Consider the following 24420-nt stretch of genomic DNA (forward strand, 5'->3'; position numbering starts at 1 on the left):
CCACAGATTCGTTTGTTCAAAGTTTTGTTCAGTTTTCAATGTGCTACTTATTGCCCCTTGAGACAACTATATTATCTTATCACCTTGTTCTTGCCTTGTCAACTACTTTCTTCGTTGACTCGCTCAAACTCTCGGCTCGTTGCCTCTTGGACAACTATTAAAACTATACGCTCTTTTTTCCCTTTGTCAATACCTTTTTTCTGTTTTATTCAATTATTTTTTCAACAGGCTTATTACTGCCTAAAAATAGGCAATTGACTAATTCGCTCAGCAGCTGCTATCAAACGTTCCGCTTCAACCGTCAGGCCCACGCGAATGTACCCTTCACCACCATCACCAAATCCAGATGCATCTGCAACAGCGACATTAGCCTCTTCCAGTAGCAGATCTGCAAACGTGCTTGACGTATAACCCTCAGGTACTGGCATTAATACATAAAAAGCGCCTTTAGGTACATAGGGTGTCCAACCAAATTTGGTCACTGCCGTAACAAATGCATCCCGTCGCTTCTCATATAAAGCAACTAAGTTCGAAACCGATTCTTGACGGGCTGTTTGATTTGCCAATGCTTCAATCGCTGCATCTTGTACCGCTGGAAAAAGTGATACAAATAAATGGTCTTGAATCAGATTAAGCGCTTCAATCATCTCAGCATTACCTACTGCAAACCCAACACGCCAGCCCGCCATATTAAAGGTTTTTGAAAATGTATATGTTTCAATTCCCACTGATTTAGCGCCTTTTGTTTGTAAAAATGACAGTGGTTTTTGACCGTCAAATCCAATAGCGCCATAGGCAAAGTCTGATACAATGCCAACTTGCTTTTCTTCAGCAAAAGCGACCGTATCAGTATAAAACTTGGCAGTTGCAACCGCCCCTGTCGGATTGTTTGGATAGTTTAAATAAAGAAACTTCGCCTTTTCAGCTGTTTTGTCATCAATATCATGATAGTCAATCAAAAAATCATTCTCTCGCTTGAGCGTAACTGATTCATATTTAACCCGTCCCAACGCTACCCCTGACAAATAATCTGGGTATCCTGGATTAGGTAACAAGAGCAACTCTCCCGGATTCATTAACGCCCAAGGTAATTCAACTAAACCGATTTTTGATCCAGCTAAAATGGCCACTTCCGTGTACGGATCAATGGTTACACCATATTCATCATGATAAAACTGGGCAATCGCTTCCTTAAAACGCATTTCGCCACGAAAAAGCGAATACTTATGATCAGCTGGTTTTGCTGTTGCATCCTGCATCGCTTTGACAATATAATCCGGCGTGGGTTGATCTGGGTTACCTTGTCCCAAATTGATGACATCATACCCTGCCGCAATTTTTGCGTTTACTTTTGCCACTAATGAGGCAAAAAATTGTTTTGGAAGTGTTTTTAGTAAGTCAGATTCTTCAAAATGCATTTTCTTTACCTCGCTTAACGGTATAACTCAGGACGGCGGTCGCTAAAAACCGGTATCTGGCCACGAATTGCTGTTTCATCGGCAATATCTATGTCAGCTGTGACTAACATATCATCAGCATCCGTGCCTTGTGCTACAATGTTGCCTAATGGGTCAATTACTAGTGAACGACCACCAAAGGTGTTGTCTCGGTCACTACCAACACGATTTGCAGCAACGACAAATGCTTGATTTTCAATTGCGCGTGCTTGTAATAAAATTTGCCACTGCGCAATACGTTGTATCGGCCATTCTGCTGACACATACAAAATTGCTTGTGGGCCACTTGACATCATGGTCCGTAACCATTCTGGAAAACGAATATCGTAACAAATCACACCAGCTGACAAGACACCTGCCAATTCGAATGTATTCGGTTGGCTACCTGCAGCAATATATTTTTCTTCGTTCATTAAGCCAAATAAATGCGCCTTATCATAACGTGCGACCTGTTGACCTAACTGATTAAAAACAAACATTGTGTTAAAAAATTGCCCATCACGCATTGTTGCAACCGAACCACCAACAATATTGAGTTGATATGTTTTGGCTAATCTGGCTAATAACTGACGACTCCGTTCGCCATCATTGTCTGCTAATTGTGGCAAATCAGTCAGTGCATAACCAGTGTTCCACATTTCAGGGTAAATTAAAATATCTGCCCCTGCCTCAGAAGCTTTCTGAGCGTATTGTGCCACGGTTTGTTCATTTACCTCAGGTTGTCCTAAAGCAATATTCATTTGTGCAATAGCAACTTTTAATGTCATAACAACTCATTTCTCAGTGAAAGTTAGATTAAGGAAACTTAGGATATTGATCAAAATCTGGATCGCGCTTTTCTTTAAATGAATCACGACCCTCTTTTGCTTCATCTGTGGTGTAGTACAACATTGTTGCATCCCCAGCAAATTGTTGCAAGCCAGCTAAACCATCCGTATCTGCGTTCATAGCCGCTTTAATAAAGCGTAGGGCAGTTGGTGATTTTGTCAACATTTCATCAGCCCATTCAATTGTCGCTGTTTCAACTTCTGCCAAAGGGACAACACGATTAATCCAGTTCATTTGATAGGCTTCTTGCGCAGAATAAAAATGGTTCAAAAACCATACTTCCTTTGCACGCTTATGACCAATAACACGTGCCAAATAACCCGAACCATAGCCAGCATCAAATGAGCCAACCATCGGCCCAGTTTGTCCAAATTTCGCATTGTCAGCGGCAATTGTAAGATCCGCAACTAACTGCAAAATATTACCGCCACCAACAGACCACCCTTTGACCATAGCAATAATTGGTTTTGGAATAATTCGCATGAGACGTTGCAAATCAAGCACGTTAAGACGTGGAATACCATCAGCTCCAACATAACCACCATTGCCACGCACTTTTTGATTACCACCAGAAGAAAACGCCTGATCGCCAGCTCCTGTCAAGATTATAACGCCTATTTCAGCGTTGTCACGAGCTAATGTAAAGGCATCAATCATATCTGAAACCATGCCAGGTGTAAACGCATTATGAGTTGACACATCATTCATTGTGATTTTGGCAATTTTACCAGGGTTCTTACCATCTGTGTTTTTTTCAAACAAGATTTCGTCGTATGTTTTGATAGCTTTCCAAGTTGTCATTTGTTATACTCCATTCAGAAGGGAAATTAGTTATATGAATATTATAGAACTTTTAGGCCTAAAAACCACATTATTAGCTGCAGAAAAAACAATTGTTGAAGTTGAAGTCACTGATAAGCTGATGCAACCCTTTGGCATTGTTCATGGCGGCATCAACGCCCTCTTAGCCGAAACAGCTGCTTCATTAGGCGCTAATGAGGCTAATGACAACAGTCAGATACCTGTTGGTGTTGATATCCAAGTTGCGCATTTAAAGGCCGTCTCGCAAGGTCATTTAATTGCAACAGCCACGCCAATCTCTGTTGGTCGTACTTTGCAAGTATGGGATGTTAAGATTCGTGAAAGTATCAAAAATGAGCTAACCAGTACAGCCACTGTAACGCTGATCAATAAATCCCGACCTGTTTAAAAAGTCAGTTGTATTTGACCTATGCTAGAAATCTTCCAGTCTAGGTCAAATACAACTGACTTTTTATTTAGTGAACCATTGCGCTAATTTATTGACTTTAGGTTGGCGAGCAGCAATTTCAGCCTCACGGGCCAGTTCTTCATCAGTCAATGTTTCATAAGGTAACATCTCTAAGCGCTCATATTTTGGTCGATTCACAACCAGACGGGCAATATAGTTTGGGGCAATTGGATTGCCTAACGAGCGTACACCATCAATCGTTCGTGTAATGGCCCAATCAGAAATACCGGGATCAAGTTGCACATCATCAGTGATAATTGCCGTACTACCTTTAATCATTTGCTGGTAATACAAGGCCGCATAGCTGGAAATTGGGCCGTACCCGACAAATTCAATATTACGAGCATGTACGTCACGGCGTGCATTTTTAAAGGCAGTTAGTAGGCTTTCTTGCCGATAAAAGCCAGCTTGCAAATGGTCGCTTGTGACAAATAAAACCCCTTGCTGTGTCACTTTGATTTTGTCTGTCATATAATCAGTTACTGCCGCTTCCGGCTCTGAAAAAATAACACGCAATGTTTTACTGACAATCTTGGCCGGCTTTTGTAAGTTTGTATACACACCGGGCGCAATTTCTTGATCATTTTCACTTAGAATTCCTGTCATCTTTTCTCTAAGTAAGAAATCGTGAAAAACAAAATTGCCTGTACCTGCAGATACCAAATCGACGGTATAAAAATGATACTGATCCGGCACTTCAATCGTCAACTGTTCCGCATTTTTACTAAATGTCTTAATGACCTGAAATTGTTCATCAAAAAAAGTGATGCTTAGATAGGCAAACATGCGCTCACTCATGTCAATATGACGGATTACTTCATAAGTTTTTCCTTGCTGTAATCGTGGTAAATCCGCAATCGGTTTGTCATTTAAATCATGACGTTGTGACTGCCAGCGTGCAATAATGTGTCCACTTGGCAAAAAATAGTGTTCATAAAACACCTCATTCAATGCTCGAAAATCAACTGTTGCCCCTTGTAGTGCCAGTAATTGTGTTTGCGGTTGCCAATAAATTTGATATTGCATCATTCGTCCTCCGCTAGCCGATTGTCTCGCAATTGCGTCAACTGTGTCATCATAAAATCAACCATTTCATCAATCTTTTCATTATGATAACCCGCTTCAACCTGATGCGTTAATAAGGCATGGTGTGTGTCAAGATAATCAAGTAATTCAGGTAAACTGTCGCCATCATAATTATCTTGTGCCATCGTCAGTAACGCTACTGTTGTAGTTGACCAGTCCACAGTGCTAATATGTCGCCAAAGCTTCTGATTCAGAGATTCAGTATCATTTGGTCGCACATATCCTGTCAAGTGACGTCGAACATCTAATGTCCAGTCTTGATTGTATTGATGAGCAAATTCTGCATCAGCAGTTAATGTGCCTAAATTAATAATTGGTTTAGCTAATACTAGTGCACCGGGTTTAATGTCCCCAGCATAATACATCGCTGGGTAACTTCCCATTGAATATCCTGTCAAAATGACATCTTGTGATGTTAAATTAAGTTCCGCCATCGCGCGTTTAATGATGTCAATCACTGTTTGTTCATAGGCTGGCGACCCGACATCAAATGCACCACCTTGCATACGAGCATCTGTAAACAACAAATACGGAACACCTAATTGATTAAAAGCTGATGCCATCTCAAAACCATCGACATGTAATCGTGCCCCTGAAAAGTTGACCACTAATGGTTTAGGCAACGTCCCTGGATTGAAATAAGATAATACTTCCTCATCCTCAGATGTTAATTGCCACTGACCACCTGGCAATAAATGCCCCAAACCGTGACGAGAACGACGCTGGTGAACAACATGAAGCGTTAACTGTCCTTTGCCACTGCCTAAAACAATTATTTGATAACTGTCATAATCAGCAGGCGCTTGAACCTGCGTCATCCGCCGCAAAGCATCCCCTTTAATCATGTCTTGCGTTAAAATTGCACCATCGCGATAAAAGATGAATAGCAAAGCAGCAGCAGCTGTATCCGTTTGACGATAATCTAGCCAAATTTCGTTCGTTTGATTAGCAATGAAATCTGTTTTAAGTGTCTGTAATGTCCCAATTTGTTGCCATTCTGAGCCAAAATCACCTTCGAAGCGCGCCAAAAAACGACCCATACGACTAAAATGAATGCCACTTGGTACTGTTGGTAAAAACTGTGTTTCACTAAAACGCGTTGCAAATCCTTGCTGCCCAAGATAAAGGTCAGTCAAAATGCGCTTTGACACACGCTCTGGTGTTGTTTCACTAATCGCAAAGGCGCGTCGCTCGCTTAATATTGTTTGAAATTCAGGGGCAATCTGCGTTGCAAAATAAATCACCCGAAACGCTGGCCACTCCTGAATTTGACTAGATAATAATGAACTTTCTAACACATCATCAGTCAACACAACATAAGTTTGTTCTAGGATATAAGGGTCTTTTTGTGTCGCTAAAAAAGTAGGCAAATCAAAAATAGACGTGTAGTGCCAATCTAATGGTGCAGTAATTTCTGGCGTCCAATCAATGGCGCCAATTTGTAGAATAGATGTTGTCATATATGCCCCGTTATGATTTCACTTTATTAAAAATCTGTTGCCACTTTATCCAAAGCATCTCACTATTTGTCTCTTTAGCCAGTTCACGCGCTGCACGTTGTGTTTGATTAAACTTATCTTGATCATTCAAATACATGGGTAACACGTCCTGTAAGTCAGTTATGGCTGCCAACTGTTGCCCGTTTTCTTGTGGTAGTAAATAAGCTGTTGCCACTAAATTAATTTGTGGTACTGAAAATGTCAGTGCCAAAGACTGTAAAAATTGGTCCGGCTGTTCATCAAGGTCGACTAATACACGTGCCTGTGCCATTAACTGTTGTCGCTTTATTTCATTTTGACGTGTCACGATTTGGAAGCGTACTTTGAAAGCTGCTTGGCTGTCATCATCAATCAAACCATGTTCATTCTTAGCAGACAGGCTAGCTTGCTCCACCATAGCTTGAATTTCTGGATATGGCATCGTTGATTCAAAAATAATCACTGTATTAAGATCATTTTGTAATATGTTAATGAGTTCTGACACAACCACTTTTTGGTCTGCCAACGCCATTGATTTAGTGGCCCAATAAATGGTTTTAATGGGATGTGTCATATCATTGGACACTAACTCAACCTTGTTATCAGTTGGAAACGCAGGAATAGTGCTAATATTGGCATGATTTGGCAACTGTTGTGACAAATGTTCTTGATCAGCAAGTGTTTGAACAACATTGAAGCTGACTTTATCGTTTTCTCCAGATTCAATGGCTTGCCAATCATTAGCCGGCCAACTCATGATGACCGACTGGTCAAGCGACCAATCTTGGATGATTTCACGATTCAACTCACCACTAGCCATAATCACATTGCCCAAATCTGGTATCGCGCGTAGATGTGATTTCAAAACAGCTTTAACTAAGCTGTTTATATTATCAAATTGGGTTTGTGTCGTCCAATTTTGTTGCGTTGTGACTTGTCCTGTTAAGCAATCTTCTTGAATGGCAACCTGCCCACTGGGTGTCAAATAATCTCGACGTACTAGATTATCTTGCTCAAATGTCAGCACTTGTGACACAAAACCCCGATCATCAAGGACCAAGCGTTGTATGAGATGATCAGCTTCATACAAATCAATATGATCAAGCGCTGCATCCGTTTTGGGCGTCAAATAAACAGTCGCATAATGCTGCTGATTGACAGTCACTAATATTTGCCCTTTCAGTCTGACAAATAAGGCCCCTGTCGGCCAGCTTAAATCTGCTAATACTAAAGGTAATTGTGCTTTTAAATCAATATGTTGTAATTGATCAAAAGCTGACCAAACATTGGCTGATTCCAGTTGTGCGTCGGCCAATAATAGTCGTAACTGTGGTAAAAAATCAAGTACAACTAATTCAACTGTCTGTCCTTGTGACAAAAATAATTGTGCTTGATAGCGACTGTCATTAAATTGTGGCACGACAGCATTTGCATTATGCCAGTCCGGAATAATATGAATTTTCAATCTTTTTACCTACCCATCAACCATGTACTTAAAAACTGCGGCAACTTCTACCGCTACACTCTTTCCATTATATCAGGTTTCTAAAATGAACTTCATTGCGCCTTTTTAACAAATTATAAGCAATTATGACCGATATGACGTATTATTTGTTAAGTGATTATTATTGATATTTTGTTCATTTTTAATTCATTAATTTTATTGTTATGATTATATATGTGCAATTTTATGAATAGAGGTGTCGTTTTAATGGCTCAAGCACTGATTGCCTTGCTGTTCCAACCAACTTTTTCACCATGCCATGTCATTGATATTTTATTAATTTTGATGGGGCTTATTTGGCTCTCTAGTGAAGTAAAATTTTTATTAGTTTTTCTACTTATTTTTCTTGTAGTTGCATTTTTTCGTCACCGTCAATTACTATCGCAACAGCAGCACGAAATATCAATTACATACGATTATACACAATCCTTAGAAAAGGCAAATGAGGATTTCCGTTACTTCAAGCACGACTATCAAAATGTATTAGCGAGTTTAGCTTTCGCTATTCAAAATGGTAATTTACAAGAAGTTTCATGTGCCTATGAAACATTAGTATCAAGTAGCTTAACGACATTACCAAATCAAAAATCTCTCAACATTCATTTAATCGGCGACCCAAATCTACGCAGTTTATTACTAGTTAAACATCGATTGGCTACTGATACTGGTGTCACATTTTCAATAGATCTGCTAACAAGTTGTGATAGTCAAATCAGCCTAAACCTGTATCGCACAATTGCCATTCTGCTCGATAACGCTATTGAAGCGGCCGAGAAAACACAAGAAAAATTAGTTTGCTTAACCTTGCAACCATTAAATAACTTACACGTCATTCAAATTACCAACAGTATTGACCAGCCATTCGCCACCAATCATCTGACCAAATCAGGATTTTCCAGCAAACAAGGCCACAGTGGGATTGGCTTAACATTTGTAAAACATTATGTTAATCATCAACCTGATGTTTCACTGAGAACAACGCTCAGCCACGACACTTTTACACAAACACTCACTTTTGGAGCAACAAATGAATTTTTACGTACTTGAAGACGACCCAATTGGTCAGCAACGGATTCAGCATTATTTGCCAACCAGTTTTATAACTGATTCACCAACAAAACTACTCACGGCGCTTGCAGCAGACACTCATCCAAAAATTATTTTACTTGATTTAGAAATTAAAGGACTTCTTCACGCTGGTATTAATACAGCGAAAATGATTCGACAAACCGATTGTGTTTCTCCCATCATCATTATTACGACTCATGATGAATTATCATTACAAACTTTCCAATCACATATTAGTGCACTCGATTTCATTCAAAAAGCACAACCTGAAGCACAATTTGGTAAAAAGTTACAACATGCTGTCCAAATGGCCTATCAACGATTAAATCAATTTGACCTTAAAATGCCAGTCTGGCTGACAATTCACAATGGCGCACACACTGAAACTTTTGATTTGAATACAATTTCTCATGTGAATAGTAACAATGGGCGTCACTATATCAATGTTCATCAATCAAATACGACGACTCAAATACGCAATACAATCAAACAAATCAACCAATCTCACGATAAATTTCTTCAAATTCACGCTTCATTTTGTGTCAATCACGATTTTATTCAACAATACCGCCTAAAAGACAAAACGCTTTTGTTAACCACAGGTGATTTATTACCTGTTTCACGACGTTTCAAGCATAATTTGTCGTATCTTCAATCATGATAAAAAAGAGTATCTCAATTAATATTGAGATACTCTTTTTAAATATTATTCTGAATCATCTTGTGCACGATCTAATAATTGTGAGACTTGGTCAATTTGTTGATTATCAAGTGGTGCATGGTCAGATGTTTCACGTGAAACATCTTCATCTGCTACTTCTTCTTGCTGATCAACTTTTGCCAAAGTTGCAACTTGTGCCTCGTCTTCAAGCCTTATCAAACGAACACCAAGTGTTGCACGACCAGTTTGACTAACTGAATCTACGCTAAATCGTATCATCACCCCTTGGGTAGTCGTCACCATAATGTCTTCTTGCCCATTGACAATTATCATACCTGCCAATGGCCCATTTTTCTCTGTAATATTCGCCGTTTTGATACCTTTACCACCACGACCTTTAATCGGATACTCACTGACCGGCGTTTGTTTACCATAACCTTTTTCAGTAATAACCAACACGTTGTCATTGTCGTGTAAGACATCAGAGCCAATTACCCAGTCACCTTCACGCAAACGAATACCACGAACACCAGCAGCGGAACGACCCATAACGCGAACATCCGCCTCCGCAAAACTAACTGAATAGCCATTGTGCGTTGCAATGATAATATTTTGTGTCCCATCAGTAATTTCAACGGATAGCACTTCATCATCATCATGTAACGTAACAGCTTTTAGACCATTAGTACGAATATTTGAAAATTCGCTCACTGCCGTACGCTTGACAACACCTAAGCGTGTAACGAAGAATAGATAGTCTTTACTTTCACTAGCCTCTCCACGAACGTTGACCACTGTTTGAATTTTTTCATCTTTTTCAAAATTTAAAAGATTCACAACGGGAATTCCTTTGGCTTGGCGCCCATACTCAGGCACTTCGTAGCCCTTCATACGATAGACTTTCCCTTTGTTGGTAAAGAACAGCAGTGTATCATGCGTTGATGTTGCAACCATTTGATCGACGAAATCTTCATCATGGACGTTCATGCCTTGCACGCCACGACCACCACGATTTTGCGCCTTAAATTCAGCGGTTGGTACACGCTTGATATAGCCACTATTCGTCAATGTTACAATGACATCTTCTTCTTCAATGAGATCCTCATCTTCAATGCTCATCACATCGCCGACTTGTAGTTCGGTACGTCGCGCATCACCGAATTTCGTCTGAATTTCTAATAACTCATCATAAATGATTTGATCCACACGCTCTTCGTGTGCCAAAATATCCTTCAAATCAGCAATTAATGCGACAAGTTTTTGATATTCATCCTCAATTTTGTCGCGTTCCAAACCAGTCAGACGAACCAAACGCATATCCAAAATGGCCTGTGCTTGTTTGTCAGATAGTGAATAATCAGCAATTAACCGTGTTTTCGCGATTTCAGAAGTAGCTGACGCACGGATAATACTGATAATGGCATCAATATGATCCAGAGCAATGCGCAAACCTTCTAAAATATGAGCACGTGCTTGTGCTTTTTGCAAATCAAAGGCAGTACGGCGACGAATGACTTCACGCTGATGCGCTAAATAAGCAACAAGAATTTCCTTCAAACTCATTGTTTTTGGTGCGCCATGATCAATCGCTAGCATATTAAAACTAAAGCTAGTCTGCAATAATGTTTGCTTGTACAAATTATTTAAAATAACGCTGGCTGAGGCATCTCGACGGACGTCAATAGAAATTCTCAGTCCTTCACGGTCTGATTCATCTCGAATGCCGGTGATGCCATCAATTTTCTTCTCACGGGCTAATTCAGAAATGCGCTCAATCAAACGTGCTTTGTTGACTGCATATGGCAATTCAGTCACAATAATTTGTTCTTTGCCGTTTTTTGTTGGCTCAATGTCGACTTTAGCACGAACAGTTACAGTACCGCGGCCTGTTTCATAGGCACGACGAATACCAGACTTTCCCATAACAATGCCGCCTGTTGGAAAATCAGGTCCGGGCAATGCCTCCATCAAATCTGCAGTCGTTGCTTCAGGCTTTTTCATCAAAATATGAAGTGCCGAAATAACTTCCCCAAGATTATGAGTCGGAATATTGGTAGTCATACCGACCGCGATACCAGTAGCGCCGTTAACCAATAAATTAGGGAAACGTGCCGGCAAGACTTCAGGCTCACGCTCTTCACCATCATAGTTAGGCACAAAGTCAACCGTATCTTTATTCAGATCCCGGACCATTTCCATGGCAACTTTACTTAAGCGTGCTTCGGTATAACGCATAGCAGCAGCGCCATCCCCATCAACAGAGCCGAAGTTACCATGCCCATCAATCAACATGTGTCGATATGAGAATGGTTGTGCCATACGAACCATTGATTCATAAATAGCTGAATCACCGTGCGGATGATACTTACCCATGACATCACCGACGATACGCGCTGATTTTTTGTGTGGTTTATCTGGCGTGTTACCTTGTTCAATCATCGAATATAAAATACGACGGTGAACCGGCTTCATACCATCACGAACATCTGGTAAGGCACGCGCCACGATAACTGACATGGCGTATGACAAGAATGATGTTTTCATTTGTTCTGACAAATTCGCGTTTTTAATGCGACTATCATTTGATTCAGACATGCTGCTTAACTCCTTGTAAGTATTTTGAATGATTTTACATTACGTAAATCATCTGGATGGCAATTATTAAATATCCAAGTTCTCAACAAAGACAGCATTGTCTTCAATAAACTTACGACGTGGCGGTACATCCCCACCCATTAACATATCAATAACTGCTTCGGCTTCCTCAGCATCAGTTGGGTCAACTCGTAACAAACGACGGTTCTGCGGATCCATGGTTGTATCTGCTAGCTGATCATAATCCATTTCCCCTAGTCCCTTATAACGTTGAACTTTTGGTTTAATATTGGATGGTAATTGTGACAAATAGTCTTCAAGTTCTTCATCAGAATCAATGTACGTCATTGATTTATTATTACCTAAGGCAACACCATAAAGCGGTGGCTGCGCAATATAAATATAGCCTGCGTCAACAAGTGGTCGCATATAGCGATAAAATAGCGTTAACAATAGTGTTCGAATATGGGCACCATCGACATCGGCATCTGTCATAATAATAACTTTGTGGTAATTGGCTTTTTCAACATTAAAGTCATCACCAAATCCAGTCCCCATTGCTGTAAACAATGAGCGAATTTCTTCGTTGGCCAACACACGATCCAATGAAGCTTTCCCAACATTTAAAATTTTGCCTCGAATTGGCAAAATAGCTTGCGTCAAACGGTTACGTCCTTGCTTAGCCGAACCACCGGCTGAATCACCCTCAACAATAAATAATTCTGAAATTTCAGGATCATTTGAGGTATTATCAGCTAGTTTACCTGGCAAATTACCAATTTCCAAACCAGATTGTTTGCGTGTCATTTCGCGTGCACGCTTGGCAGCTAAGCGTGCTTTTTGGGCTAAGACACCTTTTTCGACAATTTGCTTGGCAACTGCTGGATTTTCCATCATGAAACGGCTAAACGTTTCTGAGAACATCCGGTCCGTTGCTTGACGTGCATCGGAGTTACCTAATTTAGTTTTGGTTTGTCCTTCAAATTGTGGATCTGGATGCTTGATTGACACGATAGCAGTCATGCCTTCGCGCACATCTTCCCCTGTCAAACTTTCTGCATTATCTTTGAGCTGACCATTTTTGCGAGCGTAATCATTGATCACACGTGTTAAGGCTGTCTTAAAACCAGTTTCGTGCGTCCCACCTTCATAGGTATTGATATTGTTAGTAAACGTCCGCAGATTGTCTTTAATATCGGTAGTGTACTGTAAGGCAGCTTCCACCACAATGCCATTTTCTTCACCCTCAACATGGACAGGTTCAGGGAAAATAGCAGTCTTGTCCTTATTCAAATAACTGACGTATTCTTTGATACCGCCTTCAAAATGGAAGCTTTCAGAAACGGCTTCTTCAGGTCGATTATCTGTGATTGAAATGCGCAAACCTTTATTCAAAAACGCCAATTCCCGCACACGTGTTAGTAATGTGTTGTAGTTATAAACTGTTGTTTCACGGAAAATATCTGCATCTGGCTTAAAATGAACAATTGTGCCACGCTCAATGGTGGGCTTTTCAGTCAATTGCTTCATCGGTGTGTTGACGCGTCCCACTTTGAAGTCCATGTAATAAACAGTATTATCACGAACAACTCTAACGTCCAAATCCGTTGACAAAGCATTGACAACAGAAGCTCCAACACCGTGTAAACCACCAGATACTTTATAACCGCCACCGCCAAATTTACCACCGGCGTGTAATACAGTAAAGACAGTTTCAAGAGCTGGCTTACCCGTTTTAGTTTGAATGTCGACAGGAATACCACGGCCATCATCGGTTACCGTGATTGAATTATCTTTTTCGATTGTGACGGTAATGTGTGAGGCAAAACCTGCTAATGCTTCATCAATCCCGTTATCAACAATTTCCCATACCAAATGGTGCAAGCCTTGCGCTGTGGTCGTACCAATGTACATGCCAGGGCGTTTGCGGACAGCTTCCAATCCTTCCAAAACTTGAATTTGATCAGCATTGTAAGCACCTGCTGCAGCATGAACGGTACTTGCTTGACGAATCTCGGCATCATCTGTCACGATGCCATCAATGTTCTCCAATGCTTCATTTTCGATATTCTCTGCCATATTATTTGCGTGTGAACAGATATAATCTGCGAACACATTCTCCTTTTCAATTTTCCGTTTCTAAGGTTATTTCACCATGTTTCACGTGAAACACTTTAGGCGTGTGAATCAGTTGTCGTGCCACATCAGTTAACGATGGCGCCGTGATAAAAGTTTGCACTTTATCCTGGATTGCCAACAAAAGATGGGTTTGCCGATTCGCATCAAGTTCGCTGAGTACGTCATCAAGCAATAATACGGGGTATTCCCCTGTTTCTTGTTGCATTAAATCAATTTCAGCTAACTTGACTGCCAATGCCGTGGTTCGTTGTTGCCCCTGCGAGCCAAAGACAGCGACATCATTGTCATTGACAATAAATTGTAAATCATCGCGATGTGGCCCTAAGAGTGTTGACCCCATCATAATTTCACGAGCACGTTGTTTCAACAGCGACGCTTCAAAGGCCGCTGTAACACCAGCCAAATCATCCTTTTCATCAAAATTAACTGAACTATTGTAAACAAGATGCAACGTTTCTCTTTGATCTGATATTTCAGCATGAATTGGTTGCGCAGCTTGTTCTAATTTTTTTAAAAATGACTCACGTGCTAGTAAAATTTGCGCCCCAACATTGACAAGTTGTTCTGATAAAACATCTAAAAAGACGGTGTCCGTTGTTTGTTTCAGTTGCAAACGTTTTAAATAAGCATTTCGCTCTTTTAAAATGCGCTTATATTGTGTCGTATTATACAGATAAAGCGGGTTCATCTGACCAAATTCCATGTCAATAAATCGGCGACGAACACTTGGCGCGCCTTTTACTAACTCCAAATCTTCAGGTGCAAACAAAATCACATTGAGTTGCCCAATGTATTGTGAAAGCTTGCTTTGTTCTAAATGATTAACGCGCGCTTTTTTACCTTTATTTGAAAAGTTTAGTGAGAGTGGCGTGTCACTAATGGCGCGCTTCACGCGACCACTAATTGTTGCTTCCTTTTCAGACCACTGAATTAAGTCTTTGTCACTACTGGTTCGATGCGATCGTGCCAAAGCCAGAACATAGATACTTTCTAGTAAATTTGTTTTGCCTTGCGCATTTTCACCTAAAAACACATTGACACCATCACTAAATTCAAGTGTCAAATCACCGTAATTACGATAGTTTTTAAGCGTTAGCGACTCGAGTTCCATGAAGATGGTCCCTTTGGATTATTGCGTTTTGGTCGACCAAATCCGCCCGAACGTGTTTGATTTTTTCGGCGCATATCTGCAAATCGAGCTTCCTTACGTGCCTTGGCTGCAGCCGCTTTCTGCGCTTTGATACGATCATCTCGAATGGTCTTTTTAGCATTGACTGCACGCGCTGCTTTTTGTGCGTCAGCCTCAGCGATTAGTTCGTCGACATTTTCAGCCAACTCAATGAGATAACGCTCACCTTCAATCTCGATTTCATCATGATCGTAGAGCTTTTTACCACGTCGATTTTCTGGTTCTCCGTTAAGCAAAACCGGATGATCCATCAAGTAGTATTTGGCTTGACCACCCGAAGAAATGATATTTTCTTCTTTTAGGAGTTGCGTCAACGTGATAAATTCAGTTGTTATATGTACGGTTGTTGTCAAAGTGGCGCACGCTTTCTTCACAGTAGTTACATCTAGTATTATACCATTTCTTAAGGTCAAAGTCTTAAAAAAACGGTCTAAAATTGCATATAAGCGATTTTAGACCGTTTGTGGGTAGTTGGTTTATTCTGAGTTAAACGGTTAATTTTAAGTTTTTAAGGGTTATTTGACTATATCCGATTAAAATGTTCGGACAGGTGTAATCAGTTGCAGTTGTTTGTTGTCAGTTTCACCAGCAGGTGTCAAAGTAAAGGGACGCAAATTACTTGTGAACTTAACATCAACACTTTTACCATTGAAAACACGTAACGCGTCACGGACATAATCAGGATTAAATGAAATATCTAAATCGTCCCCATCAATTGTCTGTGCGCCCAACTCTTCTTTGACTTGCCCTACTTCTTGAGAATTGCCAGTCAAAACAGCCGCACCATTTTTCAGCGATAGTTGGACAACGTTGTTACGACTTTCGTGACTCAGCAAACTAGCACGATCAATAGCACCTAATAATGCACTGGCTTCAATCGTAATAGCTGTTGTACTTTCTGTTGGAATCAAACGGTCTGTTTCCGGATAATTTCCCTCTAGTAAGCGCGTGTAGAATGTTGTGTGTCCCAAGTCAAATACAGCCTGATTTGCCGCTAATTTAATATCGACACGATCTTGACCTTCTAATAGTGATTGTAGCTCATTGAAAGCCTTAGCCGGAATAATCACATCGGCATCAACATCAGCATCTGTACCTGTTAATGTCACGATTCGTTGTGACAAACGGTGAGAGTCGGTCGTCACTGCTTTTACACTATTCCCAGTCAGTTGTAAATGAATACCTGTTAAAATTGGCCGACTTTCTTGTGTTGAAGCTGATATTTTTGTTTGGGAAATAATATCGACTAATTGCGCTGCTGAAACACTCAAACTTTGAACGTCTTCCATTTCAGGTAATTGTGGATAGTTTTGCACATCTTGACCATTAATTGTAAAGGCTGAAGCACCTGATGTGATAGCTGCTCGAAGGCCATCAATGGCTAGTGTCATATTGTCAGCAGGCAACCGTTTAACGATATTTGTGAAAAAAGTTGCTGGCAATGTAATGCCACCGGGTTGTGTAATGACGAGTTGTGCACTTGTATCTGATTGTGGAATCGTTGTTTCAATTGAAATATCTGCATTAGAGCCAGTGAGAATCAGTTCCTCATCATTTAAAACTAATTTGATATTTGTCAAAATAGGAATTGTTGTCCGTGAAGAAATAGCACGAGACACATCATTTAAGGCTTTAATAAATGCTTGTCGATTAATTGTAAATTGCATAAATAGGCTCCTTTTTACTTAACACCAATATACCAGCAATATGTTCTTAATAAAGATAAAAGATCTAGTAGTAATAATAAGGGGTGTGGAAGTTGTGGAAAACTGGGATGTGAATAAAGACATGTAAGCAATTAGTTGTTCACAAACCTGTTGGAAAACTTTGTCACTTATTACCAGTTATACACACGGCCTCTCGCCTCTCCTATTGCCACTATATCACGATAAGTGTGCTATTTGCCGTTTTTAATTTCGTCTGTTAGTGCATCAAGCATTTCTTTTGTGCGTGGATCACTTTCTGACTTTTCGGTAATTTTTGTGGTGGCATGTAACACACTAGAATGATCGCGGCCACCAAACGCACGACCAATATCTGGCAAACTTTCGTTAGTTAATGTTCGCGTGAGATACATGGCAACGTGTCGGGCTGTGACCAAATCCTTCTTGCGACTTGAACTTTTGAGGTCATCAATCGTTTGCATGTAGTAATCGGCTACCACTTGCTGTATTCTTTCGACTGTAATTTTGAACCCTTGATTAATGTTCAGGTCCCCTAAGATTTGTTGTGCCGTTTCCTTGGTTGCTGGCTTGTTCATATAGCGTAGACTGGCTTCAAATTTATGAAAGGCCCCTTCCAAACTTCGAACGTTGGAGTCAATCTTTTCAGCAATTAATTCCAATACATCATTTGGAATTGTCAGGCCATCTGATTCAGACAAGTTTTGCAAAATGGCAACACGCGTTGGTAAATCAGGCTTTTGAATGTCCATCATAATGCCCGCTTCAAATCGTGATGTTAATCGCGTTTGCAAATCGACTATTTCCGTTGGTAACTTATCAGAAGTCATAACGATTTGTTTACCATTTTTGGTGAGGACATTGAAAGTATTGAAAAATTCTTCTTGAACCTTCTCTTTTCCTGACCAGAATTGAATATCATCGACTAATAATAAATCAACAGAACGATATTCTTGTTTAAAAGCGGCAGTTGCCCCATCACCAGCTCGCAAAGATTCGGTGAAATCATTCAAGAAATCTTCAGCCGTGGCATATTTGATGTGTGCTGACGGCGTGGAAGCGGCATAAGCGTTACCAATGGCTTGCATCAAGTGAGTCTTCCCTAGTCCAACACCACCGTAAATCAAATAAGGATTGTAGACTTGTCCCGGTTCATCAGCTACTGCGCGCGCCACAGCGTAGGCATTTTCATTACCTGACCCAATGACGAATTTTTCAAATGTAAAATCGGGATTTAAATCGGATTCCCGTGTAAACGGCAAGTTATCAAGCGTTGGTGCAGCAGCTGTCGTTTTTGGTTGGGCAATTTGAAGGTCTGGCTTGATAAAGCCATCAGCAATGGTCATGGCAAATTGCACAAAATCCATTGAGTACTCGCGGTCCCACTGATCAATGATATCTTGCGCCATGTCGCTTGGGACAGATAGCGTCAAACTAGTATCTTCTAGCGTTATGGGTTTGAGTGGTTCTATATAGGTAGAAAAAGTCACACGACCGAGTTTTGTGAAAAATTCAGCTTGGACTTTAGACCACAATTCTTCTTTTGTGATTGGTTTAGTCACGTATCTCTCTCCTAAAAGCGTTCAAGTCAAAAATGACGATCAAACGCTGGTTAGATTTAGCGTCGATCATGGATTGAACTGACTGTGTTTCTAAAAGTTTAGAAGCAGTAGCAAAGATAATTATAACAATAAGAAAACGAGTTTTCCACAGGGTAACGACAACTTTAGAGAATATCAACAGTTGTGGACAACCAAAAAGCACGAATGTGGACAATGAGACGAACAAATGTGTGGGTTATCCACACATCAACATGATTATGCACAGGAAAACGTGTGAAAAGACAATATGCGAGGTTGGTTATCCACAATATCCACATGATAACGTGAACAACTTGTGGATATGTGGATAACTTGTGTAGGGCTTTGTTTATAAAAATTGCTAAGCCCTTGGGAATCAACAGCCTAGGGGATAAATATGGATAAGGTTGTGAATGTAAAGAAAAGTTTAAGAATTTTAAATTTTAAATGATTTTCTGAAAATCTTGTCTTACGCATGTGAAAAAATGGACAAAAAAAGAGGGACAATATCGCAAAAAATGCCCTTAATTTTTTGTAAGAGAATAAAACTTTTAATGGTAGAATAGTGCAAAGGAGAATGACATGCGGCATTTAGATTATACAGAACAAGAAAATTGGCGTCAGCCAGATGATACAGCTTATCAGTCACCAATCGACATTGCGACGCAGTCGGTTCAACCTCAAAAAACTGGGCAATTAGAGATTTCTTTCCAAGATAAGGTGCAATATGATGATCGTGAAATAGGCGAGCAATTCCTAGTTCATGGGCAGTTACGCCTTGATAATCAAATTTGGGAACTCGAACGCTTTCACTTTCATGATGGGGCAGAACACTTGGTGAATGGTCAACGACATGATGTGGAGACCCACTTTGTTTTTCAACATGAGGATCAAACCTTAGTATTGGCTAGTTTTGGGGATGTTAGTGCCAATGTAACAACTGGTGCTGTTCAGAATATCTATGATAATCAGGTCAATTCGGCAACATTGATGCGTTTGTTGCCAGATGATCATAGTTATTTCCACTATGTTGGCTCACTCACAACACCACCACTTCGTCATGATATTCAATGGCTTGTGTTGACTGAGCCTGTGGCTATTTCATCAGAAGATAAGGCGGTGCTACACGACCACTATCCAGATAATTACCGTGATATTCAAGCGATTAATGAACGAACAATTACTTATTATAATGATAAAAATTAATGCGATATGATCAGACTTACCGAATTTTAGGTAAGTTTTTTTAGTGAGTGGCAAGTACAAAAGAGTTCACAAAATTCACAAGTTGTTCACTTAAAAGTCGTCTTATCTTCCACCCCCCTAGTAGAATGAGGGTTAGGGGTGAAGATATGCGTCTAAAACAACAACTAACTTTAATAATTTTAATCACAATATTAACACTTACTGGACCTGTTCAAGCAGTTACTGCTTCGCAATTAGCGGACCATGATGACAGCAATACAACAACTAAAATGCGTTTGCCAAATGAGGGACGTTCTGACTTGCAGGAACTCATTCAACGTGTGGACGCTAATGTTGGTGAGCCATCTTCTGAGGAACCATCATCAGATCCAGAAGTAGATGAGCCTGAAACAGCGGAGGAACCGGTTGAAGATAGTGGGGTGTCAGAAGCTGAAGTCAAAGAAGCGCCTGAAGCCACTGATAGCCAGAAACCGGTTGCCAAAAATAAAGCACCAAAAGCGATTACAACTAACACCAACGGTGATTCCACTTGGACCTTTGATTCTGATACTGGCCTGTTGGTTTTTGGGGCGGGTACGCTAGCAGAACGTATTGACAATAATTTAACTAATGCGGGTGTGACACCGGCAGACGTCACAAGCATTCAGTTTGAAAGTGGTGTTGTTGCGCCAACGGCTGTGACCTATTTGTTTGCTAACTTGACCCAGTTAAGCGAGTTAATTGATTTGAATAATTTTAATACTTCCTCTGTGACTTCCATGTCATATTGGTTTTATCAGACTACTGCTTTGTCAACACCAGATTTGAGTACGTTCGTTACCAGTAACGTGACAAGCATGTCTTATATGTTCAGAGGTAGTGGTGTGACAAGCTTAGATTTGAGTAGCTGGAATGTTGATAAAGTGACGACTTTTGCGTATATGTTTTATGCTACGCTAGAATTAACCACATTGAATTTATCAGGTTGGGGAGATGGTCGAACGGCAACTACGGTTAACATGTCATATATGTTTTGGAGTTCTACAACAAGTAAACTTACTAATTTGAACCTCAGTAACTTTAAAACAAAAAACGTGACAAATATGTCATTGATGTTTCGTTGTATCGGTGTAACTAGTTTAGACATTAATAGTTGGGATGTGACAAAAGTTAATAATTTTTATGGCATGTTCTACGGCGCTGCTAACCTTTTGGCATTAAATCTATCGGGGTGGGGAGGAGCACGAACTGCAACAGGTGTGGATATGTCATTGATGTTTCAATTCACTAGTAGTTTGACTGATTTAAATCTGACGAACTTTAAAACCACTAATGTCACTAATATGTATCAAATGTTTTACGGCGTCAAATTGACAAATTTGGATTTGAGCGATTGGGATGTGACAAAAGTAACTGATTTTACTTATATGTTTAGTAGTACAAGCTTGACAAGCCTGAATGTATCAGGTTGGGGTGTTGGTCGCACTGCTAATAACGTTAAAATGGCAGGTATGTTTAATGCGACTAGTTTAACAAATTTGGATATGACTAATTTTCAAACAAAAAACGTGACAAATATGTCAAATATGTTCTCGCAAGTAGGATTGACTAGTTTAGATTTAAGTGATTGGGATGTCACAAAAGTAACAACTTTTAAGAGTATGTTCGGAGGTAGTAAGTTGAAAACTTTGACTCTTGGTGAATGGAATATTGGGGACGTTGCTACAACAGTCGATATGAGTGGTATGTTTGCTACGACCACTGAATTAACAAACTTAAATATTACTAACACAACAGCGAAAAATATAACAACTATGGCTAGTATGTTTGCAAACAGCACCGTTACTGCAGTAGTGCTTGACGACAATTGGAATCTTGATACTGTGAGTAGTTTTTCGTATATGTTTGATAGAGCAAAATGCAGCACAATCAGCTTTTTGAATTGTTGGGATCTCCCCACAGCTACCAATGTAAACATGACCTATATGTTTACGGAAACGAGTGCTCTTAATAATTTAAATTTGACGAATTTTAAGAGTACTGATGCCACCAACATGAATTATATGTTCTGGAAAAGTGGTGTGACAAGCTTAGATTTCAGTGAATGGGATGTAAGTAACGTTACTGGTATGGCTTTTATGTTTGGTCGGGCCGAAAATTTAACCAGCTTAAACTTGTCTAACTGGGGAGTAACACGTAACGTAACAAATGTAGCCATGAGTGGGATGTTTGCTTATACTACTACTTTGACAGATTTAAATCTGACGAACTTTAAGACTACCAATGTTGTTAGGATGAATAATATGTTCGAAGAAAGCGGTGTGACAAGTCTGGACATACAAGACTGGGATGTGACTGAGGTGTTATCATTTAGATATATGTTTTATGACGCGGACTCGTTAACAACACTGGACCTCACCGATTGGGGTGTTGGTCGGAGTGCAAGTACCGTGGACATGTATGCCATGTTTGGTTCTATGTCAGCATTAACCAACTTAACGTTGACTAATTTTAAAACCACCAATGTCACTAATATGAGTTCTATGTTCAGTAACACTAGTGGGTTGACCAGTTTAGATTTGAGTGATTGGGATGTCACCAATGTCACTAATATGAGTTCTATGTTCAGTAACACTAGTGGGTTGACCAGTTTAGATTTGAGTGATTGGGATGTCACCAATGTCACTAATATGAGTTCTATGTTCAGTGACACTAGTAGGTTGACCAGTTTGGATTTGAGTGATTGGGATGTCACAAATGTCACTAATATGAATTATATGTTCTATCAGGCCACACGGTTAAGGACTTTGGATATTTCAAATTGGAGTACATCTAGTCCTGCGGTTGTTTCTATGTTCTTTAATACTTTTGATCTCTGGAAAATCACCCTAGGACCGAACGTTAAATTCGCTGCTCATCCTAGCTTCAGATCCGCCCCAGCAGCCGGTACAACGATTCCGGGTACAAGCTACACAACAACTGCTGCTAGTTGGCAAATTGTTGGCACAGGAACAGAATTTAATCCTAAGGGTGCAATGGTCACAACGACAGAAATGTACGCTGATAGAACAGAACCAGTGACTTATGTCTGGGCTAACAAAGCAGAGGCATCAACGCCTGCGATTGATACAATTTCATCACTTACATTTGGCACGTTAGCAGCCAGTGACTTCTTTAATGGCAATAGCCCTCTGGCAACCAACATGACAACTGGTTCAGTAGCCTTAGAAGATTTAGATAACATTACAACGTATAATGTTACCGTGGCGCAAACAAGCGACTGGATAACTGATGGTGAATCAGCTACGATTGCTAAGTCAAACTTGAAGATTAAATATGGCACTAGTGATTTATCAACGAGTGCTAGCAGTTTCTGGTCGGGCACATCAGCGACTGCGACCAAGAATATTGCTTTTAATCATGACACAACCAAAAACTTCAGCATTTGGTTGAACCCAAGCACTGTGCTTAATACAGCATTGCTTGGCAAACAGCTAGAATCAGAATTAACATGGACGTTGAGCGAGACGCCGTAACGTCGAAAAGTAGTGGGCAAATGTTCACTGCTTTTTGTTTAGATGCAGAATTTTATGAGTTTTTAAAATTAACAGATGCAAATGAGAACAGTAAATGATATGATAACATGTGAATGTTTTTAATTTAAATCTCACATTTTAAAGAGGCGATGTTTTGGCTGTTTTTTTTCAAAGTATACAGGGTGTTTTAGTAATTTTGGTGATGATTGCCATTGGTTATTCATTGGCGAGTGCTAAGTGGTTTACCGACAAAAGTGGACAAATCATTGCACGTATTGTCACACAAGTGGCTTTGCCAATGTACATGGTGAATACCATCACGCAAGATTTTACTAAAGATGAGCTAGGACGTTTGCTACCAGATATTAAATTTCCAATCATTTCAATGTTGGTCTTATTTGCAATTTCTGTGGCATTTGCACGCATATTAGCAATTCGTAAAAACAGACGTGGTTTGTTCCAGTCCATGTTTTTTAATTCAAACACGGTGTTTGTTGGTCTACCCATCAACATGGCGCTGTTTGGCACTAAAAGTTTGCCATATGTGTTGGTTTACTACATGATTAACACGACCTTCTTTTGGACACTGGGCACTTATTTAATTCAACGAGATGGTGAAGGGGAATGGCGTTTTGATATCAAAACAACTCTAGCAAAAGTATTTTCACCACCGTTGTTGGGATTCATTTTAGGTGTGTTGTTGGTTGTTTTCCAAATTAAATTACCCACATTTATTGCCTCTGATTTACAATACGTGGGTAGTTTAACGGTGCCATTATCTATGTTTTTCATTGGTATAGCCGTGCAACGTGCCGGATTGCATAACCTAAAAGTGAACAAATATAGTCTTGGTATCTTGTTTGGTCGCTTTATTTTAGCGCCAATGGTGATGTTTGTATTGCTGTGGAAAGCTGATGTACCAATCTTGATGAAGCAAGTCTTTATTTTGCAGTCGGCAATGCCTGTGATGACTAATGCGCCAGTAGTTGCTAGTTTGTACGGTGCGGATGCGGATTATGCAGCCATTATGGTCACAGAATCGACGCTTTTGAGCTTGGTTGTCGTGCCAATTTTAATGACGATTATTAACTAACTCAAATGATATAAGCAGGCGATAGCAGTAGATTTTACAGCTGTTCAGGACGTCCAAGCGTGTTAAATC

18 protein-coding genes are annotated in these 24420 nt (G+C 40.1%); 6 read left to right on the plus strand and 12 right to left on the minus strand.

Features of this window, described 5'->3' with window-relative positions; genetic code table 11:
* Window positions 1–233: 233 nt before the first annotated feature.
* The 3 genes from BMG01_RS05765 to menB are packed head-to-tail and all read right to left on the minus strand — an operon-like array spanning window position 234 to window position 3086.
* Complete coding sequence (locus BMG01_RS05765; RefSeq protein ID WP_004910704.1) at window positions 234–1418, minus strand: pyridoxal phosphate-dependent aminotransferase; 1185 nt, start codon at window positions 1416–1418, stop codon at window positions 234–236.
* 14 nt (window positions 1419–1432) lie between these two features.
* Complete coding sequence (locus tag BMG01_RS05770) at window positions 1433–2224, minus strand: carbon-nitrogen family hydrolase (protein WP_004910706.1); 792 nt, start codon at window positions 2222–2224, stop codon at window positions 1433–1435.
* A gap of 28 nt (window positions 2225–2252) precedes the next feature.
* A complete protein-coding gene (menB, locus tag BMG01_RS05775; RefSeq protein WP_004910708.1) occupies window positions 2253–3086 on the minus strand; it encodes a 1,4-dihydroxy-2-naphthoyl-CoA synthase in 834 nt (277 codons plus the stop codon).
* Between the two features lie 34 nt (window positions 3087–3120).
* On the opposite strand from menB, the gene BMG01_RS05780 reads away from it, so the two are divergent.
* The gene (locus tag BMG01_RS05780) at window positions 3121–3495 is read left to right on the plus strand and encodes a PaaI family thioesterase (protein WP_004910710.1); all 375 of its coding nucleotides are present in this window, start codon (window positions 3121–3123) and stop codon (window positions 3493–3495) included.
* Between the two features lie 63 nt (window positions 3496–3558).
* Here BMG01_RS05780 and asp3 read toward each other — a convergent pair whose 3' ends face one another.
* The 3 genes from asp3 to asp1 are packed head-to-tail and all read right to left on the minus strand — an operon-like array spanning window position 3559 to window position 7584.
* Entirely contained in the window at window positions 3559–4581 is a 1023-nt protein-coding gene (asp3, locus tag BMG01_RS05785; protein ID WP_036066352.1) for an accessory Sec system protein Asp3, read from the minus strand.
* On the minus strand, window positions 4581–6101 hold the full coding sequence (gene asp2 / locus BMG01_RS05790; RefSeq protein WP_004910713.1) for an accessory Sec system protein Asp2: 1521 nt from the start codon (window positions 6099–6101) through the stop codon (window positions 4581–4583). Before asp2 ends, asp3 begins: the two co-directional genes overlap by 1 nt.
* Before the next feature lie 10 nt (window positions 6102–6111).
* A complete protein-coding gene (gene asp1 / locus BMG01_RS05795; RefSeq protein WP_004910715.1) occupies window positions 6112–7584 on the minus strand; it encodes an accessory Sec system protein Asp1 in 1473 nt (490 codons plus the stop codon).
* A gap of 246 nt (window positions 7585–7830) precedes the next feature.
* Between asp1 and BMG01_RS05800 the strand changes: the two genes are divergently transcribed.
* Together BMG01_RS05800 and BMG01_RS05805 are read left to right on the plus strand one after the other, a co-directional pair.
* Window positions 7831–8670, plus strand: coding sequence for a GHKL domain-containing protein (locus BMG01_RS05800; protein ID WP_004910717.1), 840 nt, complete (start codon window positions 7831–7833; stop codon window positions 8668–8670).
* Entirely contained in the window at window positions 8651–9352 is a 702-nt protein-coding gene (locus tag BMG01_RS05805; RefSeq protein WP_004910719.1) for a LytTR family DNA-binding domain-containing protein, read from the plus strand. Before BMG01_RS05800 ends, BMG01_RS05805 begins: the two co-directional genes overlap by 20 nt.
* 45 nt (window positions 9353–9397) lie before the next feature.
* Here BMG01_RS05805 and gyrA read toward each other — a convergent pair whose 3' ends face one another.
* From gyrA to dnaA, 6 genes are all read right to left on the minus strand, one after another.
* Entirely contained in the window at window positions 9398–11947 is a 2550-nt protein-coding gene (gene gyrA / locus BMG01_RS05810) for a DNA gyrase subunit A (RefSeq protein WP_004910721.1), read from the minus strand.
* Window positions 11948–12013: 66 nt separating this feature from the next.
* Window positions 12014–14026: a DNA topoisomerase (ATP-hydrolyzing) subunit B gene (gene gyrB, locus BMG01_RS05815; RefSeq protein ID WP_004910723.1), complete on the minus strand. Its 2013-nt coding sequence runs from the start codon at window positions 14024–14026 to the stop codon at window positions 12014–12016.
* Window positions 14027–14072: 46 nt separating this feature from the next.
* Window positions 14073–15197: a DNA replication/repair protein RecF gene (gene recF, locus BMG01_RS05820; protein WP_004910725.1), complete on the minus strand. Its 1125-nt coding sequence runs from the start codon at window positions 15195–15197 to the stop codon at window positions 14073–14075.
* Window positions 15179–15628: a S4 domain-containing protein YaaA gene (yaaA, locus tag BMG01_RS05825; protein WP_004910727.1), complete on the minus strand. Its 450-nt coding sequence runs from the start codon at window positions 15626–15628 to the stop codon at window positions 15179–15181. The genes recF and yaaA overlap by 19 nt, the downstream gene beginning before the upstream one ends.
* A 180-nt stretch (window positions 15629–15808) precedes the next feature.
* Window positions 15809–16942 (minus strand): DNA polymerase III subunit beta, encoded by a 1134-nt coding sequence (gene dnaN / locus BMG01_RS05830; protein ID WP_004910729.1) that lies wholly within the window; start codon window positions 16940–16942, stop codon window positions 15809–15811.
* 230 nt (window positions 16943–17172) lie between these two features.
* The gene (gene dnaA / locus BMG01_RS05835) at window positions 17173–18519 is read right to left on the minus strand and encodes a chromosomal replication initiator protein DnaA (protein WP_036068693.1); all 1347 of its coding nucleotides are present in this window, start codon (window positions 18517–18519) and stop codon (window positions 17173–17175) included.
* A gap of 600 nt (window positions 18520–19119) precedes the next feature.
* Here dnaA and BMG01_RS05840 point away from each other — a divergent pair.
* The 3 genes from BMG01_RS05840 to BMG01_RS05850 all read left to right on the plus strand — a co-directional run bounded on the left by BMG01_RS05840 (window position 19120) and on the right by BMG01_RS05850 (window position 24351).
* Entirely contained in the window at window positions 19120–19743 is a 624-nt protein-coding gene (locus BMG01_RS05840) for a carbonic anhydrase family protein (protein WP_004914166.1), read from the plus strand.
* A gap of 146 nt (window positions 19744–19889) precedes the next feature.
* Window positions 19890–23258 carry a BspA family leucine-rich repeat surface protein gene (locus BMG01_RS05845; RefSeq protein ID WP_004914169.1) on the plus strand — a complete coding sequence of 1123 codons (3369 nt, stop codon included), beginning with the start codon at window positions 19890–19892 and terminating at the stop codon, window positions 23256–23258.
* Window positions 23259–23412: 154 nt separating this feature from the next.
* Window positions 23413–24351, plus strand: a complete 939-nt coding sequence (locus tag BMG01_RS05850) for an AEC family transporter (protein WP_036068785.1) — start codon at window positions 23413–23415, stop codon at window positions 24349–24351.
* The last annotated feature ends 69 nt before the right edge of the window (window positions 24352–24420 follow it).

This window comes from Leuconostoc sp. BM2, assembly GCF_002095565.1.
In the GTDB taxonomy this organism is placed as follows: Bacteria; Bacillota; Bacilli; order Lactobacillales; family Lactobacillaceae; genus Leuconostoc; species Leuconostoc falkenbergense.

Coding starts and splice junctions, on each gene's coding strand:
- BMG01_RS05780 (WP_004910710.1), top strand. CDS start 3,121: ATGAATATTATAGAACTTTTAGGCCTAAAAACCACATTATTAGCTGCA.
- BMG01_RS05845 (WP_004914169.1), top strand. CDS start 19,890: ATGCGTCTAAAACAACAACTAACTTTAATAATTTTAATCACAATATTA.
- asp3 (WP_036066352.1), bottom strand. CDS start 4,581: ATGCAATATCAAATTTATTGGCAACCGCAAACACAATTACTGGCACTA.
- BMG01_RS05765 (WP_004910704.1), bottom strand. CDS start 1,418: ATGCATTTTGAAGAATCTGACTTACTAAAAACACTTCCAAAACAATTT.
- menB (WP_004910708.1), bottom strand. CDS start 3,086: ATGACAACTTGGAAAGCTATCAAAACATACGACGAAATCTTGTTTGAA.
- dnaN (WP_004910729.1), bottom strand. CDS start 16,942: ATGCAATTTACAATTAATCGACAAGCATTTATTAAAGCCTTAAATGAT.
- BMG01_RS05770 (WP_004910706.1), bottom strand. CDS start 2,224: ATGACATTAAAAGTTGCTATTGCACAAATGAATATTGCTTTAGGACAA.
- recF (WP_004910725.1), bottom strand. CDS start 15,197: ATGGAACTCGAGTCGCTAACGCTTAAAAACTATCGTAATTACGGTGAT.
- BMG01_RS05800 (WP_004910717.1), top strand. CDS start 7,831: ATGGCTCAAGCACTGATTGCCTTGCTGTTCCAACCAACTTTTTCACCA.
- gyrA (WP_004910721.1), bottom strand. CDS start 11,947: ATGTCTGAATCAAATGATAGTCGCATTAAAAACGCGAATTTGTCAGAA.
- asp2 (WP_004910713.1), bottom strand. CDS start 6,101: ATGACAACATCTATTCTACAAATTGGCGCCATTGATTGGACGCCAGAA.
- BMG01_RS05840 (WP_004914166.1), top strand. CDS start 19,120: ATGCGGCATTTAGATTATACAGAACAAGAAAATTGGCGTCAGCCAGAT.
- gyrB (WP_004910723.1), bottom strand. CDS start 14,026: ATGGCAGAGAATATCGAAAATGAAGCATTGGAGAACATTGATGGCATC.
- BMG01_RS05805 (WP_004910719.1), top strand. CDS start 8,651: ATGAATTTTTACGTACTTGAAGACGACCCAATTGGTCAGCAACGGATT.